The 17,277-nt window shown below is 63.1% G+C and carries 13 protein-coding genes; 6 read left to right on the forward strand and 7 right to left on the reverse strand.

Annotated elements, in window-relative coordinates:
• Positions 1–2 precede the first annotated feature (2 nt).
• Both cysN and cysQ read left to right on the forward strand, forming a co-directional pair.
• Complete coding sequence (cysN, locus tag LB553_RS18435; protein ID WP_224515543.1) at positions 3–1,940, forward strand: sulfate adenylyltransferase subunit CysN; 1,938 nt, start codon at positions 3–5, stop codon at positions 1,938–1,940.
• A gap of 10 nt (positions 1,941–1,950) precedes the next feature.
• The gene (cysQ, locus tag LB553_RS18440; RefSeq protein ID WP_224515635.1) at positions 1,951–2,730 is read left to right on the forward strand and encodes a 3'(2'),5'-bisphosphate nucleotidase CysQ; all 780 of its coding nucleotides are present in this window, start codon (positions 1,951–1,953) and stop codon (positions 2,728–2,730) included.
• A gap of 116 nt (positions 2,731–2,846) precedes the next feature.
• On the opposite strand, the gene LB553_RS18445 is transcribed toward cysQ, so the two are convergent.
• The 7 genes from LB553_RS18445 to LB553_RS18475 form a co-directional block, all read right to left on the reverse strand.
• A complete protein-coding gene (locus LB553_RS18445) occupies positions 2,847–3,143 on the reverse strand; it encodes a DUF982 domain-containing protein (protein ID WP_140846230.1) in 297 nt (98 codons plus the stop codon).
• A 199-nt stretch (positions 3,144–3,342) separates the two neighbouring features.
• Positions 3,343–5,511, reverse strand: a complete 2,169-nt coding sequence (locus LB553_RS18450) for an amylo-alpha-1,6-glucosidase (protein WP_224515544.1) — start codon at positions 5,509–5,511, stop codon at positions 3,343–3,345.
• A gap of 224 nt (positions 5,512–5,735) precedes the next feature.
• Complete coding sequence (locus LB553_RS18455; protein ID WP_224515546.1) at positions 5,736–6,830, reverse strand: glycosyltransferase family 4 protein; 1,095 nt, start codon at positions 6,828–6,830, stop codon at positions 5,736–5,738.
• Positions 6,831–7,295: 465 nt separating this feature from the next.
• Positions 7,296–8,465: a DegT/DnrJ/EryC1/StrS family aminotransferase gene (locus LB553_RS18460; protein WP_224515547.1), complete on the reverse strand. Its 1,170-nt coding sequence runs from the start codon at positions 8,463–8,465 to the stop codon at positions 7,296–7,298.
• A 254-nt stretch (positions 8,466–8,719) separates the two neighbouring features.
• The gene (locus LB553_RS18465; RefSeq protein WP_224515549.1) at positions 8,720–9,643 is read right to left on the reverse strand and encodes a carbohydrate kinase family protein; all 924 of its coding nucleotides are present in this window, start codon (positions 9,641–9,643) and stop codon (positions 8,720–8,722) included.
• Entirely contained in the window at positions 9,640–10,086 is a 447-nt protein-coding gene (locus LB553_RS18470; protein WP_224515551.1) for an RbsD/FucU family protein, read from the reverse strand. The genes LB553_RS18465 and LB553_RS18470 overlap by 4 nt, the downstream gene beginning before the upstream one ends.
• A gap of 1 nt (position 10,087) precedes the next feature.
• Entirely contained in the window at positions 10,088–11,311 is a 1,224-nt protein-coding gene (locus tag LB553_RS18475) for an ROK family transcriptional regulator (protein ID WP_224515553.1), read from the reverse strand.
• A 210-nt stretch (positions 11,312–11,521) separates the two neighbouring features.
• Between LB553_RS18475 and LB553_RS18480 the strand changes: the two genes are divergently transcribed.
• The 4 genes from LB553_RS18480 (at position 11,522) to LB553_RS18495 (ending at position 17,170) form a co-directional block, all read left to right on the forward strand.
• Entirely contained in the window at positions 11,522–12,556 is a 1,035-nt protein-coding gene (locus tag LB553_RS18480) for a sugar ABC transporter substrate-binding protein (RefSeq protein WP_095767162.1), read from the forward strand.
• Between the two features lie 162 nt (positions 12,557–12,718).
• Entirely contained in the window at positions 12,719–13,780 is a 1,062-nt protein-coding gene (locus tag LB553_RS18485) for an ABC transporter permease (RefSeq protein ID WP_224515557.1), read from the forward strand.
• A gap of 2 nt (positions 13,781–13,782) precedes the next feature.
• The gene (locus tag LB553_RS18490) at positions 13,783–14,565 is read left to right on the forward strand and encodes an ATP-binding cassette domain-containing protein (protein ID WP_176477005.1); all 783 of its coding nucleotides are present in this window, start codon (positions 13,783–13,785) and stop codon (positions 14,563–14,565) included.
• Positions 14,566–14,707: 142 nt separating this feature from the next.
• Positions 14,708–17,170 carry a glycogen/starch/alpha-glucan phosphorylase gene (locus LB553_RS18495; RefSeq protein WP_224515560.1) on the forward strand — a complete coding sequence of 821 codons (2,463 nt, stop codon included), beginning with the start codon at positions 14,708–14,710 and terminating at the stop codon, positions 17,168–17,170.
• Positions 17,171–17,277 lie beyond the last annotated feature (107 nt).

A 17,277-nucleotide genomic window follows, 5' to 3' on the forward strand; every position in this document is an offset into this window, starting at 1 on the left:
CAATGCGCCACATCATGGCCAAGAGCCTCGCCCCCACCGATTCGATCCGCGACTACATGGCCGCGCAGGAGAAGAAGTCGCTGCTGCGCTTCCTCACCTGCGGCTCGGTCGACGACGGCAAGTCGACGCTGATCGGCCGGTTGCTCTCCGACACCAAGCAGATCTTCGAGGATCAGCTTGCGGCGCTCGAAAAGGATTCGCGCAAGCACGGCACCACCGGCGACGACATCGACTTCGCGCTGCTGGTCGACGGGCTGGAGGCGGAGCGCGAGCAGGGCATCACCATCGACGTCGCCTACCGCTTCTTTGCCACGCCGAAGCGCAAGTTCATCGTCGCCGACACGCCCGGCCACGAGCAGTACACGCGCAATATGGCGACGGGCGCCTCGACAGCCGATCTCGCCATCGTGCTGATCGACGCGCGCCAGGGCGTGCTGCGCCAGACCAGGCGTCATTCGATCATCGCCTCGCTGCTCGGCATCCGGCACATCGTGCTTGCGGTCAACAAGATCGACCTCGTCGGCTTCGACAAGACCGTGTTCGACCGGATCGTCGCCGACTATGGCGAGTTCGCGCGAGAGCTGGGCTTCGTGAGCGTCGCGCCGATCCCGATGTCGGCGCGCTTCGGCGACAACGTCACCAGCCGCTCGGAGCGCACGCCCTGGTATTCGGGGCCGTCGCTGATCGAGCATCTCGAGACCGTATCGGTCGACGAGGCCGCCGTCGAGCTGCCGTTCCGCTTCCCCGTCCAGTATGTGAACCGCCCGAACCTGGATTTCCGCGGCTTTGCCGGCACCGTCGCCTCGGGCACCGTTTCGCAAGGCGACGAAGTCGTCGTCGCGAAATCCGGCAAGGCGTCCCGGGTCAAGCGCATCGTCGCGCAGGGCGGCGACCTCGAGCAGGCGGTCGCCGGCCAGGCGATCACGCTCGTCCTTGAGGACGAGGTCGAGGTGTCGCGCGGCAACCTGCTGGTTTCGCCGGCAGCGCGTCCGCAGGTCGCCGACCAGTTCGCCGCCAACATCGTCTGGTTCGACGAGCAGGCGCTGCTACCCGGCCGCTCCTACATCCTGCGAACCGAAACCGACCAGGTGAGCGCGACTGTCACCGACCTGAAATACCGCGTCAACGTCAACGATTTCGCGCATGAGGCGGCGAAGTCGCTCGACATCAACGAGGTCGGCGTCTGCAACCTCTCTACCCGCGCGCCGATCGCTTTCGATCCCTTCGCCGAGAACCGCACCACCGGCGCCTTCATCCTGATCGACCGCGTCACCAACGCCACCGTCGGCGCCGGCATGATCCTGCATACGCTGCGCCGTGCCGAAAACATCCATTGGCAGTCGCTCGATGTCGGCAAGCGCGGCCGCTCCGACCTGAAGAATCAGCGCCCGGCCGTGTTCTGGTTCACCGGGCTGTCCGGTTCAGGCAAGTCGACCATCGCCAATTTGTTCGAGAAGAAGCTGTTCGCGTCCGGGCGCCACACCTATATCCTCGACGGCGACAATGTCCGCCACGGCCTCAACCGCGATCTCGGCTTCACTGACGCCGACCGCGTGGAGAACATCCGCCGTGTCGCCGAGGTGGCCAAGCTGATGGCCGATGCCGGCCTGATCGTCATTGTCTCCTTCATATCGCCCTTCAGCGCCGAACGGCGCATGGCGCGCGAGCTGATGGCCGAAGGCGAGTTCGTCGAGGTCTTCGTCGATACGCCGTTCGAGGAATGCGCACGCCGCGATCCGAAGGGCCTTTACGCGCGCGCTCTGAGCGGCGAGATCAAGAACTTCACCGGCGTGGATTCTCCTTATGAAGCGCCGCAGAATCCGGAAATTCACTTGAAGACCCTCGGCAGGAGCCCGCAAGAAATGGCGGAAGCCCTGGAGCACTGGCTGACCGAGCGCGACATCGCCGAGGAACAGTATGGCAATGGCGGCGGTATCTGACGACGAGGCGATGCTGGGCGTCTTCGAGCGCCTGGCGCTGGAAGCGGGGCGCGAGGTGATGCGCGTCTTCCACGAGGGCTGTGCCGTCGACGGCAAGGCGGACTCTTCGCCGGTGACGGAAGCCGACCGCGAAAGCGAGAAGATCATCCTGGCCGGCCTGCGCGCCGCCTATCCCGACATCCCATGCGTGGCCGAGGAGGAGGTTGCGGCGGGCATCGCGACGCCCGATCTCGACGGCGCCTTCTTCCTGATCGACCCGCTCGACGGCACCAAGGAATTCGTCAACCGCCGCACGGACTTCACCGTCAATATCGCCCTGATCCGGCACGGCGTGCCGGAAGTCGGCGTCGTTTTCGCGCCGTGCACCGGGCGCTTCTTCAGCGGACGGCCGGGCAAGGCCGAGGCGCTGGAGGTCGATGCGGATTATCGCATCACTGAACGCCGCCCGATCCATGTGCGAGAAGGCGGCACGCCGCTCGCGGTCGTGGCCAGCCGCTCGCACAACACGCCGGAAACCGAGGAATTCATCCGCGATCTCGGCGCCGCGGAGATCGTCTCGATCGGCTCATCGCTGAAATTCTGCCTGCTCGCGGCGGCGGAAGCCGACGTCTATCCGCGCTTCGGCCGCACCATGGAATGGGACACGGCGGCAGGAGACGCGGTGCTGCGCGCCGCCGGCGGCATGACGCGCACGCTGGACGGCCAGCCGCTCGTCTACGGCAAGCGCAACCAGGCCAGCGACGGCGACTTCGCCAATCCGCATTTCATTGCGCGGGGGAAGGGCGCGTAACCTCGCCACTCGAGGAGGATGGCCGGCAGGTCAGAAGGGGATCGGCGCCGACGTTTGCGTTTCGCTCCGGCGCGATTCATCGCAAGCTGCGCCTGACGAGGAGGCCTTTCGCAACCTCACAAGAGGTCTGCGTTGCTGATCTTTGGCCCAGTCATCCACGGCGGTGCTGTGGGCACGTCCTCGATGACGCCAACCTTGCGGGCCCAAGTCGTAAAGGCCTTGTGCGCGGCCTCGACTGGTTTCCGACCGTCATAGGCCGAGTAGCACGCCTCGCAGGCCGCCGCGTGAAGCAGGCCGCGTCTCTCCACAGGCCATTCTTCCAAAAACTCAATGGCATCCATCACGCAGTCGATCTTTTGGATGTAGCCATTCTCCCCTACGAAAACTGACTGCTTGAAAGCATCACTTTCCATAGTGACCTCCCTTCAACAACTGACCCCGTTGGTCATGTCCGCAGATGCACCGCTAATATTCGAACACCTGCACGCCCGGCTGGGGACAAGAGAAAGATTGGAAGCAGCTCTTTTCAGTTCAAGAGGAGCCTGCGAGACATCACCAGCAGCACCTGGATGCTACAGTGAGCATCGATAGCAGGCCCTGCTGTCCCGGTTGCTAAGAGCGAACGACTAGCGGCACTAGGCCCTCGTGCCGCTCGCCGAGATAGCAGACGACCCGGTCGCCGACGCGCTGGAAATTGAGGTCGACCTTCGCCTCGCCCACGGTTAAGTGCCGGATGACGATGTTGTCGATGCCTATCGGCAACCGTGGGCGTTCGACATTGATCTCGCGCTTCCAACCATCGATGCGGATCCCCAGGCAGGCCTGCAGCATCATGAACGCGGAACCGGCCGACCATGCCTGCGGCAGACAGGCGACGGGATAGGCGATCGGCGCATCCCCGATCGCCCGCGTAAAGCCGCAGAATAGCTCCGGAAGCCGCATATTGAACCGGACCGCCGCCTCGAACATGCTGCTCATAAGCTTCACGACGCTGGTGCGCTCCTGGTAGCGGGCTAGCCCGGCGGCACAGATCGCCGTGTCATGCGGCCAGATCGAGCCGTTATGATAGGACATCGGATTGAACGGAATCTCATCGTCGGCCAAGGTGCGAACGCCCCAACCGCTGTGCAGATGCCCCGACAGCAACTGCTCGGCAATTGATTTCGCCCGTTCTGCCGAGGGCAGCCCTACATAGAGCAGGTGACCCGCGTTGGAGGCGCGCACCGCGCATTGCCTGCCTTCTCCATCGATTGCCAAAGCGTAGAAATTGCGGTCCGGCATCCAGAACCGGGCCTCCACTGCGCTGCGTATTTTTTCTGCCATGGCGCTCCAGTGCGCCGCCTTTGCGGCGTCTCCGCGTTTGGCTGCCAAGGCGGCCATGCCTTGATAGGCTGCGAAGACGTAGCCTTGCACCTCGACCAGTGCGATCGGACCGCGAGGTATTTTGCCGTCGGCATGGAAGATAGCGTCGGCGCTGTCCTTCCAGCCCTGGTTGAAGAGACCCGTGTCCGCCGCCCTATTATAGGTCACGAAACCGTCGCTGTTGCGGGCACCGACTTCCTCCATCCACGCGATTGCTGCGCACAGCGAATCCCACATGCGATCGACGAACTCGTCATCGCCCGTACGATCGGCGTAGGACCAAGCCAGGTAGACATAGAGCGGAGTGGTGTCGACGCCGCCATAATAGCGGCCGAACGGCAGCTCGCGCAGTATAGCCATTTCCCCTTTGCGCGTTTCATGCATGATCTTGCCGGGCTCGGCATCGTCGAACACAGAGGTCTCCGTCGATTGATAGCGGCCAAGGAACGCCAGCACGCCGCGGGCGAGCTCGGGGTTGAGCCACAGCATTTGCAAGGCGGAAATGACGCCGTCGCGGCCGAAGGCAGTCGAAAACCAGGGAATACCGGCGTACGGATATGGCCCGGTCTCCAGATCGGTGGTCAGCAGGGCGATGTCGGCACGTGTGCGCGTGAGCCAGTCATTGAACACGCGGCCGGAGCTGAAAACAGTGGCGCCCTGTCGACGCTTTGAGCGCATTGCAAATCGCGCTCGCGCCGCGGCGGCGCGGAACCGATCACTGGACGGGATTTCTTCGTTCTGACCGACTTCCAGATACAGCGCCTTTTTGTCGTGCCTCCCCACCAGAATGAGAAACTCTGCATGATGGGGATGGATCTGGTCGGGCCTCATCGAAAACGCGATGACGGATTGGCGCGCCACATTATCGAGGCCCTCGTAGCAAAATGTCACGCCTGACTCGCCGACCAAGGCGTCATGTGCGCGACCGCGCCGGCTGCGCGTAGTGCCGCGCACCTCGAACATGTCACGGAAATCGGCATCGAAGTCGAACCGGACCGGCAGCAACACCTCACGCGCGGAGTAGTTCGTGAAAGTGACTCGCTCGTACATGCGGTCATGCCAGATGAATCTGGTCCGCTCGATGTGCACGACCCCAGGCAGCGTTTCACTACCGTCGGGCCCGATGGTAGCCAAATTTGTGAGATTGGCGGTGAATAGGATGTTGTCCTGCGACAGCGAGGCTCCGAGCAGCGACGGCATGCGGCCACCTATGAACAGCCGGAAACGCGACAGCACTCGCGTATCATCGCGGAAAAGCCCGTCGCCGCTGCCGCGTATGTCGCCATAGCTGTCCGCGACGACGAAGCAGTCCTCATGCTTCAGCGCAAATTGCCTATGCGGCTCGCGCGGGGCCGATTCATCGAGTGCGGGGAGAGCGACCGCTGGATTAAGCTTGCGTTCTTCGACTTCGATGCTCATCTCATCCCTCCCGTTCAGACGGTCGATGCTGGCGCTCATCCCATATGCCTGCGCCCGACCACCTCCTAATCAACAGTATCTCGCATCAATGCTGCGATGCCTATGATCCCGAGAGCGTCATTGAAATCTTGGCGGATATTCGGCGAAGCTTCCGCTGTTCGAGTCCGATCGAATGCGGCGGGAACCCGGCGATTCTAACCGCCAACTCGTCTCAAGCGGTGCTGTTAAAAAGTGCTGGCTATTTCAGCCGCGTTTTCGGCGAACCCGTTTCGCGAGCCGAGTGGAAATTGCTCGTCGCGCGCCAGCAAGCGGTAGATCCCCAAATAGTCGCTGCACATGCGCCCGACCGTGAATCGCCTTTCAAAAGTTTTCCGCACACGTGCGCGATCGAGACTGCCTATCCGCCGCACAGCTTCGACGGCTTCGTCAATGCTTTCCACTATCAGTCCGGACACGCCATGATCGATGACCTCCGGAACGGCTCCGCGGTTGAACGCAACCACCGGGGTGCCGCAGGCCATCGCCTCGATCGTCACGAGGCCGAACGGCTCCGGCCAATCGATCGGAAACAGCAGCGCCGTCGCATTGCCCAAAAATTCCGCCTTCGCACGCTCATCAATTTCGCCGATGAACTCGACATTCGAATGCCGAAGCACCTGGGGTTCGACCCTGTCGCTCCAAAATGATTGGTCCACTGCGTCGATTTTGGCTGCGATCTTCAGCGGCATTCCGGCGCGCGTGGCGATTTCTATCGCGGCCTCCGGTCCCTTTTCGGGTGAGATGCGGCCGAGGAACGCGAGGTATCCAGCGGCTTTCGGCCGGAATGGCAGGAGATTGTTCGGCAGGCCGTGATAGACCGTTCCAAGCCAGTTGACCGGCGGCATGGGCCGGCGCTGGTCGTCCGAAATCGAGACCAGTGGAATGTCGTTGAACATCGCGTAAAGCTGCGCCAGGTCCGGAAGGTCGAGTCGGCCATGAAGCGTGGTAACGGTTCGCTGCGCGAACTCTCGAATTATCGGGAAATGGAGAACGTCGACGTGGAAATGCAGCACGTCGAATTCATTCGCCCGTCTGCGAACCTCTTCAAGCATCATGACATGGTAAGGAATGGGATTCTGTGCTTTCGGATTCAGGCGCAGTGCAACGTCGCAACATGCCACCAGTTCGGCCGAAGTACGTGAATCGCCGCTGGCGAACAACGTCACGTCATGGCCCCTTCGAACCAACTCTTCCGTCAAATAGGAAACGATGCGCTCGGTCCCGCCATAGAGCTTGGGTGGCACGGACTCAGTCAGGGGTGCGATCTGGGCAATGTTCATGTGCAGGGCATCCTGGAACGAAAGTCGGCCTTCAACGAACCGGCGACGGCAGCGGGCACCCCTTCTCCCGGTTCGCCGTTCTCGCGAACTTTCGAACTGCTAATTTGTTCCCGGCATCAATCACTTCGCCGTGGCATCGTATGCAAAGGGCAAGGGCGGAATGTAAATTGCCGGAGGGGCAAGCCCGTTGGCGAATATGGCGGCGATCGAGGCGTCGGTCAGGCCAACAAGGAAACACCGCAGAGCATGTACGCTGCGGCTGATGCAGTGCGGCCACATTCAGGCTTGGCCTTGCTAATCAATGAGGAACATCGGCCCGCTTGATCCGCGAGCATCCCCGATTCCGACAGCGCCACATTCGCATCCCGCGATATGCGCCGGTAGCCCATCTGGCGTGAAGAAACCGCTGCTGTGAGTCCTATGCGATGGAGACCCCTCTGTCGCCTTGAGCGACACTGAGGGAGATTAGGCCGCCGCGACATGCGCCGAGTTCGAGCCGATATAATTCCGGATCGTCTCGATGATGCGGTCCTGATCGGCCTCGCTCAAATAGGCGTGCATCGGCAGGCAGAGGATCTGCTTCGGCAGTTCTTCCGAGACGGCAAGGCCGGTCGGCGTGCGCGGATAATGCTTATACGCGACCTGTTCGTGCAGCGGCTTCACGTAATAGATCACCGACGGAATCCCCTTCTCGCCGAGATGGGCCTTGAGCCCGTCGCGCTTCGGGGTCTCGATTGCATACTGCGCCCAGGCCGAGCGGCCGTAGCCGAGATTGCGCGAGGCCTTGACGATGTCGCCGAGGCCCTTGGCATAGCGGTCCGCCACCACCTGCCTGGCCACCATCTCCTCTTCGAGGATGGCGAGCTTTTCGATCAGGATCGCCGCCTGCAGCGTGTCGAGGCGCGAATTGATGCCGACGCGGACATTGTCATATTGCGTCTCGCCCTTGCCGTGGAAGGCGAAGGAACGGAGCTTGTCGGCCAGCGCAGCATCATTGGTGAACATGGCGCCGCCGTCGCCGTAGCAGCCAAGCGGCTTGGCCGGATAGAAGCTGGTCGAACCGACATGGCCGAAGGCGCCGCACATCTTGGCCTCGGCGGAACCGCCGATCGTCGTGCCGTCGGCGGAACCGCCCATCGACTGCGCGGCGTCCTCGATCACCAGGAGGTTCTCGCGCCTGGCGATCGCCATGATCGCCTCATAGTCGGCGGCAAGGCCGAACAGATCGACCGGGATGATCGCCTTCGGCTTCAGCCTTCCTTCCTTCTTGATCATCTCGATCGCCGCCTCGAGGCTGGCGATATCGATATTGTAGGTGTTGCGGTCGACGTCGACGAAGACCGGCTCGGCCTTGGCGAGCGCTACCACCTCGGCGGTGGCTGCGAAGGTGAAGCTCGGCACGAACACCGCATCGCCCGGGCCGATGCCGGCGGCAAACAGCGGCAGGAGCAGCGCGTCGGTGCCGTTGGCGCAGGCGACCACATGCTTGACGCCGATATAGGCCGCGAGCTTGTTTTCGAATTCGGTGACCTGGGGGCCGAGGATGTAGCGGCCATCTTCGACCACCTTGTCGATCGCGGCCTTCAGCCGGTCGCGGATTCGTTCGCGCTGCGCGCCAAGATCGATGAACTGCATGTCGCCCTCGAAATGCCTGTAAAAACCGGCCCGCTGGTAACAGACTTGAACCGGCTGAGAAAGCCTGTGGCGGCCAGCGCAAATTGCTCAGGTGTCGCAGCCTGTTACAGATTTAGCCGGCGCAATGCGTGAAAAAGCCGGAAATCCGAGCTTCGAGTGGCGTTTTCCGGCCCCTCTTGTCGCGTCGATCCACTGATGGGAAACATAAAGTGATCGGCCGTGAAGGGCGGGTTCACGTCCGTCCCCACGCCGGCTCAGGCAATTTCGTGCCGCCATGGCGGGTTGGCGCCGGCCCGCGACACCGTCACCGCCGCCGCCTTGGCGCCGAGCTCCAGCGCCTTGCGGATGGCGTCCTCGGAGAGGCTGTCGATCGCTGCCTTGGTGAGCAGGCCCTGTTCATGCAGCGAGGCCAGGATGCCGGCGTTGAAGGTGTCGCCGGCGCCGACCGTGTCGACCACCTTCACCTTCTGCGGCAAGACCGTGACCTTATGGTCCTTGCTGTAGCCGACCGCGCCTTCGCTGCCATGGGTGACGACGATAAATTTGGGCCCGCGATCCAGCCAGTTGCGAACCACGTCCTCATGCGAGCCGGCCTCGTCGAACCAGTTGAGGTCCTCGTCCGAGAGTTTGACGATGTCGGCCATCGCCATCATCTCGCGGATACGCCTCAGATGCTTGGCCTTATCCGGGATGAAGTTCGGCCGGATGTTGGGATCGAGCATCATCACCCTGCTCCCGTGCTCGCGCCGCATGAACTCCTCATAGGTCGAACCAGCCGGCTCGGAGATCAGGCTGATGGCGCCGAACAGCATCGCCTCGATCTCGGCGCCGAGCTTCGGCAAGTCCTCGATGGTCAGCATCCGCCCGGCGGTATTCTCGTCATAGAAGGTGTAGGTCGCCTGGCCGTTGGTGAGCCGCACGAAGGCGAGCGTCGTCGGGCGAGGGGACGTGTGCGCATAGGTGGAGCTCACCTTGCTGGCGCCGAGCGCCTCGCGGAACTGCCCGCCGAACAGGTCCGAGGAGAGGCCGGAGAAAAAGCCGGCCGGAGCGCCGAGCCGGCCAAGCGCGATCGCCGAGTTGAACACCGCGCCGCCGACATAGGGCGCGAAGGCCGCTTCGCCCTCCGTCGTGGTACGCGGCAGCATGTCGATCAGTGCTTCGCCACAGCAAAGGATCATGTCGTCTTCGTCTCCGGCGGATGGATCACGCCCTTGCGGATGATGATGTTGGCAAAGAGCCTGGGTTCGCTGGTCGCGACAATGGCGTGCGCGGCCTTGACGCGTGCATAGAAGTCGGCCCCGGCCAGCGCAACCACCTTATGACCCGGCGCACGCCTGGCGCAAACCGCTTCCATCTCGCGGTGCACGGGGTCGGCCAGCGCCGGGTCGCCCTTCACCGAAGCACGGAACAACGCCTCCGGCACCGCCTCGTCCACCGGCAGCACGCTGAGCACGGCGTCGAGGACGGCTATGACGTGGTGACCGTCCGCGCGGATCAGCCGCCGCGCCTGTTCCTCGGCCGGATAATTGCCATCGACGATCGCGATCTCGTCGCCGTGGCCCATTGCCCTGAGCGTCGCCAGGAACTGGGGCCCGAGCAGTGACGGGATGCCCATAAGCATGTCAGGCGCCCCCGGACGTGTTCGGTCCGATCAGGAAGCGCTCGGAGAGCGGCAGGCTGGCGCCGCCCATGGCGCGTGCGTGGATGCCGACCGTCCCCTCGCGAACGATGGGCAGCTTCAGCCCTTCGGCGTCGACGGTGGCAATCGCTTCCGTCACGGCATCGACCAGCCGGCGCCGCACATCGAGCGGCATCCAGCCATCGATGACCGCCGCTTCGAAATCGATGACCGACGAGGCCGCGACAATGGCATAGGCAAGCGCCTGCGAGGCGCTGGCGATCCAGTCGTCGAGCTCGCCGCCGATATCGCCCCATTCCTGCGGCGAGGTCCACAGATAGGAGCCGTCGATGCCTTTGGCCGAGAGCGCTTTCTCCAGCATGGCGATCGAGGCGACGTCGATGAGCTGCGTCGGCTTCCCGTCCGGCCCCGGCACCGGCATCGAGCCCAGCGCGCCGGCGTTCCCTTTCGGTCCGCTGTAAAGACGGCCGTTGAGCACGATGCCGCCGCCGGCGAACGCGCCGATATAGAAATAGACGAAATCGCGCGCCGCGCCTGCCTGGCCGAAGACGAGCTCGGCGCCGCAGGCCGATGTCGCGTCGTTCTGCAGATAGACCGGAAAGTCGCACTGCCCCTGGATGTCGGCGCGGATGTCGCGATGGCGCCATTCGTCCATGACCTCGCGCGGCGCGCCGGCCGTGTCGGCCCAGTTCCATAGCTCGAATGGCATGGCGATGCCGAGCCCGGCAATGCGCTTGTCCTGCGCCGGCGTCAGCTCGCTGCGCATCGTCTTGATGCCGGCGGTGACGAACTCGACGGTCTCGCGCGGCGCAGGATAGCGGTAGGAATGCTGCAGCATGGCGCGCACATTGCCGAGGAAGTCGATCAGCACCAGCTCGGCCGAGCGGCGGCCGATCTTGAGGCCGATGAAGAAGGCGCCTTCCGGGTTGAGCGCCATCGGGATCGAAGGCTGGCCGATCTTGCCGCGCAGCGGCGCCTGGCGCAGGAGCAACTTGTCTTCCTCGAGCTCGCGCATGATCACCGACACCGTCTGGGCCGACAGTCCTGTCATGCGCGCGATGTCGGATTTGGCCAGGCTGCCATGCTGGCGCACCAAGGACAGCACGAGCCGCTCATTGTGGTCGCGCATGCCGCTCTGGTTCGTGCCGCGATGCAGCCGGCTTTCCAAAGCCTCGGGCGAACCGTGCCTCGCAATGCCGGTCTCCACCCTGTTCCTCCCGTCTGTTTCCCCTCGGGGCTTTTCGTTCAGAATGGGTGAACAGCGCAAGAGTGTCAATAATAAATAAGAGTGATTTATTTATTGACAGCCGTTGCGGACTGGTGTCTTTTGATCTGGCGTCCACGCTGGGAGAAATGGTTGGATGCGTTTGAGGCGCCGGGTTGGCCGGCGTCCGGAATGGTTCACTGGGAGGAAATCGTGACCAAGAAATCGCTGCTGAAATCCACCGTATTCGCGGCGGCCGGGCTGGGCCTGCTCGCATTCGCCTCGTCCGCGTCGGCCGCGGGCGTCGGCGCCTGCCTGATTACCAAGACCGACACGAACCCCTTCTTCGTCAAGATGAAGGAGGGTGCGACCGCCAAGGCCAAGGAACTCGGCGTTGACCTTAAGACCTATGCCGGCAAGATCGACGGCGACAGCGAGAGCCAGGTCGCGGCGATCGAAAGCTGCATTGCCGACGGCGCCAAGGGTATCCTGATCACGGCCTCCGATACCAAGGGCATCGTGCCGACGGTGAAGAAGGCGCGTGACGCCGGCCTGCTGGTGATCGCTCTCGACACGCCGCTCGATCCGATCGACGCCGCCGACGCCACTTTCGCAACGGACAATCTCGAAGCCGGCAAGCTGATCGGCGCCTGGGCCGCCGCTACGCTCGGCGACAAGGCCAAGGATGCCAAGATCGGCTTCCTCGACCTGACCCCCTCGCAGCCGACCGTCGACGTGCTCCGTGACCAGGGCTTCATGATGGGCTACGGCATCGATGTGAAGGACCCCAACAAGATCGGGGACGAAACCGATCCGCGCATCGTCGGCCATGACGTGACGAACGGCAACGAAGAGGGCGGCCGCAAGGCGATGGAGAACCTCCTGCAGAAGGACAACACCATCAACGTCATCCACACCATCAACGAGCCGGCCGCTGTGGGCGCCTATCAGGCGCTCAAGGCCGTCGGCCTCGAGAAGCAGGTGCTGATCGTCTCGGTCGACGGCGGCTGCCCGGGCGTGAAGTCGGTCACCGAAGGCGTCATCGGTGCCACCTCGCAGCAGTATCCGCTGCAGATGGCGGCGCTCGGCATCGAGGCGATCGCCGCCTTCGCCAAGGACGGCACCAAGCCAAAGCCGACCGAAGGCAAGAACTTCTTCGACACCGGCGTCAACCTTGTCACCGACAAGCCAGCCAATGGCGTCAAGTCGATCGACACCAAGGAAGGCCTGGCCAAGTGCTGGGGCTGATGCTCTGAGAGGTCCACGAACCGTGCGGCTGGGGGCTTGATCCCCGGCCGCATCGGGTGGACGATGCGCTTTCGTCAAAGCGCGACAATCCTGGCGACAAGACCGGAATAGGCGTCGACGGCGCGTGCGGCAATGAGAGGCCGTATGCAAACGGGAGGACATATGTCTCAGATACAGGAATTCGAAAAAGTACTTACGGGAAGCGACACCAGCGTCGCCGCCTTCGACGAACACAAGTCGGCCGTCAAGCGCGCCCAGCACTTCCTGCATTCCACGCCGGCGGCGGTGCCGCTGATCGTGCTGGTTCTGTCGGTCATCATCTTCGGCATCGCCATCGGCGGACGTTTCTTTTCGTCCTATACGCTGACGCTGATCCTGCAGCAGATCGCCATCGTCGGCATTCTCGGTGCCGCGCAGACATTGGTCATCCTGACCGCGGGCATCGATCTCTCGATCGGCGTCATCATGGTGATTTCGGCGGTGATCATGGGCAATTGCGCGGTGACCTATGGGATGCCGGCCATTCTCGCCGTGGCGATTGGGCTTGCCGCCGGCGGCGCCTGCGGACTGCTCAACGGCCTCCTGGTCGCCTACATGAAGCTGCCGCCCTTCATCGTCACGCTCGGCACCTGGAACATCGTCATGGCCACGAATTTCATCTATTCGGCCAATGAGACGATCCGAGACACCGACGTCGACGTGCAGGCGCCGCTGCTGCATCTGTTCGCGGTGAGCTTCAGGGTCGGCTCTGCCGTGCTGACGCTTGGCGTCATTGCCATGGTCCTGCTGGTGATCCTGCTGTGGTACGTGCTCAACCACACCGCATGGGGCCGCCATGTCTATGCCGTCGGCGACGATCAGGAGGCTGCGAAACTGTCGGGCATCCAGACCAAGAAAGTGCTGATGACGGTCTATGCCCTTGCCGGGCTGATTGCCGCTTTCGCGGCTTGGGTCTCGATCGGCCGCAACGGCTCGATCTCGCCGTCCGCCGCTGTCACCGACTACAATCTGCAGGCCATCACCGCGACGGTGATCGGCGGCATCTCGCTCTTTGGCGGGCGCGGCTCGATCCTCGGCACGCTGTTCGGCGCCATGATTGTCGGCGTCGTCTCGATGGGCCTCAACATGCTGGGCGCCGATCCGCAATGGAAGGTGCTGCTCACCGGCGTGCTCATCATCGGCGCCGTGGCGATCGATCAATGGATCAGAAAGGTTTCGGCATAGTCATGACCCAGGAGCCCATTCTCACAGCGCGCGGTCTGATCAAGCGCTATGGCCGCGTTACCGCCCTCGACAATGCCGATTTCGACCTCTATCCGGGCGAAATCCTCGCCGTCATCGGCGACAACGGCGCAGGCAAATCATCACTGATCAAGGCGATCTCCGGCGCAGCGGTGCCCGACGAAGGCGAAATCCGGCTTGAGGGCAAGCCCGTTGCCTTCAAGTCGCCGATGGAGGCCCGGGAAGCCGGGATTGAAACCGTCTACCAGAACCTCGCTCTGTCGCCGGCGCTGTCGATCGCCGACAACATGTTTCTCGGCCGCGAGATCCGCAAGCCCGGCCCGCTCGGCAGCTGGTTGCGCATGCTCGACCGTCCGGCGATGGAGAAGCGTGCTCGCGACAAGCTTACGGAGCTCGGCCTGATGACCATCCAGAACATCAGCCAGGCGGTGGAAACGCTTTCGGGCGGCCAGCGCCAGGGCGTGGCAGTGGCGCGTGCTGCCGCCTTCGGCTCGAAAGTGGTGATCATGGACGAGCCGACGGCCGCCCTTGGCGTGAAGGAAAGCCGCCGCGTGCTGGAGCTGATCCTGGACGTCAAGAAACGCGGCCTGCCGATCGTTTTGATCTCGCACAACATGCCGCATGTCTTCGAGGTGGCGGACCGCATCCACATCCACCGGCTTGGAAGGCGTCTCTGCGTCGTCGATCCTAAGCAGATTTCCATGTCGGATGCGGTGGCGCTGATGACCGGCGCCAAGAAGCCGCCGGAGGACGCGCTGGCGGCTTGATCCCTACGACAGGTCCCTATTGCCGCAGGCGGGCCGACGGGTCGGTTGACTAAATCGATTGAACCCATGCTGCAATGCACTAGGATGGGGCTGGGAGGACGATACAAGCCGTTATGATCACGCCAGTTGAACGAGAGGCGAAATGACATCCGCCATGACGATCGAAGCCCCTGTTCTCGACAATCCCGACCCCAAGACCCTCGCCGAGGAGGTCTTGATGTCGCTCAAATACCGGGTTGGCAAGGACACAACCGTCGCGACGCCCTATGACTGGCTGACGGCTTCGATCAAGGTCGTCCGCGACCGCATCGTCGACCACTGGATGCAGGCAACCAGGGAAGCCTATGACCAGCAGGAAAAACGCGTCTACTACCTTTCGCTCGAATTCCTGATCGGGCGCCTGATGCGTGATGCCTTCTCCAATCTCGGTCTGATGGAGAACATGCGCGAGGCGCTGTCCTCCCTCGGCGTCGACCTCGACCTGATCGCGGGGCTCGAACCGGACGCCGCGCTCGGCAATGGCGGCCTCGGCCGTCTCGCCGCCTGCTTCATGGAAAGCATGGCGACCGTCGACATCCCCGCCCATGGCTACGGCATCCGCTACGCCAACGGCATGTTCCGCCAGGAAATCCACGGCGGCTGGCAGGTCGAGCTGCCGGAGACCTGGCTCGATCACGGCAATCCCTGGGAGTTCGAACGGCGCGAGCGTTCCTTCGAGGTGGGCTTCGGCGGCTCCGTGGAATCGATCACCTCGAAGGACGGCCGGGTCGAACGCCACGTCTGGAAGCCGACCGAGCATGTGCTGGCCGTCGCCTACGACACGCCGGTGGCCGGCTGGCGCGCCAGGCGCGTCAACACGCTGAGACTCTGGTCCGGCATGCCGATCGACCCGATCCTGCTCGACAAGTTCAACGCCGGCGACCACATCGGCGCGCTGGCCGAGAGCAACAAGGCCGACGCGCTGTCGCGCGTGCTTTACCCGGCCGATTCCCACATGGCCGGCCAGGAGCTGAGGCTGCGGCAGGAATATTTCTTCTCCACCGCCTCGCTGCAGGACATCGTCCAGCGGCATTTGAGCCAGTATGGCGACCTGAAATCGCTGCCCGACAAGGCGGCGATCCACTTGAACGACACCCATCCCGCGGTCGCCGTGCCGGAGCTGATGCGGCTCCTGATGGACGTCCATGGCATGGACTTCGACCAGGCCTGGGACATCACAAAGCGCACCTTCGGCTACACCAACCACACGCTGTTGCCCGAGGCGCTGGAAAGCTGGCCAGTGCCGCTCTTCGAGCGGCTTTTGCCGCGCCACATGCAGATCGTCTACGCCATCAATGCGCAGGTGCTGCTCGAGGCCCGTGCCACCAACCAGTTCTCGGGCGATCAGATCGCCCGCATCTCGCTGATCCAGGAAAATGGCGACCGCCGCGTGCGCATGGGCAATCTGGCCTTCGTCGGCTCGCATTCGATAAACGGCGTCTCGGCGCTCCACACCGAGCTGATGAAGGAGACGGTGTTCGCCGATCTCCACAAGCTCTATCCCGACCGCATCAACAACAAGACCAACGGCATCACGCCCAGGCGCTGGCTGATCCAGTGCAATCCGGGCCTGACCTCGCTTGCCCGCGAGGCGATCGGCGACCGCTTCATGGACGATATCGAGGCGATCAAGGACCTCGACCCGCTCGCCGACGACGCCGCTTTCCGCGAAAAGTTCGCCGCCATGAAGCGGCAGAACAAGGCGCGGCTCGCCAACCTCGTCGTCGACCGTCTCGGCATCAGGCTCGACCCGTCGGCGCTGTTCGATATCCAGGTCAAGCGCATCCACGAATACAAGCGTCAGCTGCTCAACATCCTGGAGGCGATCGCGCTTTACGACCAGATCCGCTCGCATCCCGAGCGGGACTGGATGCCGCGCGTGAAATTCTTCGGCGGCAAGGCGGCGCCGAGCTACCACAACGCCAAGCTGATCATCAAACTGGCCAATGACGTCGCGAAAGTCATCAATGGCGATCCATCGGTGCGCGGCCTGCTGAAAGTCGTGTTCGTGCCGAACTACAATGTCAGCCTGGCCGAGGTGATGATGCCGGCCGCCGACCTCTCCGAGCAGATCTCGACCGCCGGCATGGAGGCATCGGGCACCGGCAACATGAAGTTCGCGTTGAATGGCGCGCTCACCATCGGCACGCTCGATGGCGCCAATGTCGAGATCAAGGAACATGTCGGCGACGACAACATCTTCATCTTCGGCCTCACCACAGCCGAAGTCGCCGAGCGGCGCAACAATAGCTACAATCCGCGCGGCGTGATCGAGGCCTCGTCCGAGCTGTCACAGGCGGTATCGGCCATTTCCTCCGGCGTCTTCTCGCCCGACGATCCCGACCGGTATCGCGACCTGATGAACGGCCTCTACCAGAGCGACTGGTTCATGGTGGCGGCCGACTTCGATTCCTACGCCGCCTGCCAGCGCGAGGTCGACGCCGTGTGGCGCAACAGCCCCGACTGGTATGCGCGCGCCATCCGCAATGTCGCCCGCGTCGGCTGGTTCTCGTCCGATCGCACGATCCGTCAATATGCGAAAGACATCTGGAACGTGCCCGTCTGATATGATTGCATGAGCCACAAAGAATGTGGCCAGATGCGTGTCGCCCAAAAGTGCGTAGCGGTTTTGGGATCACGACATGCACCAAGACAAAGAACAGCGCATGCCGG

Source organism: Mesorhizobium sp. CA8, from assembly GCF_020164955.1.
Taxonomy (GTDB): Bacteria; Pseudomonadota; Alphaproteobacteria; order Rhizobiales; family Rhizobiaceae; genus Mesorhizobium.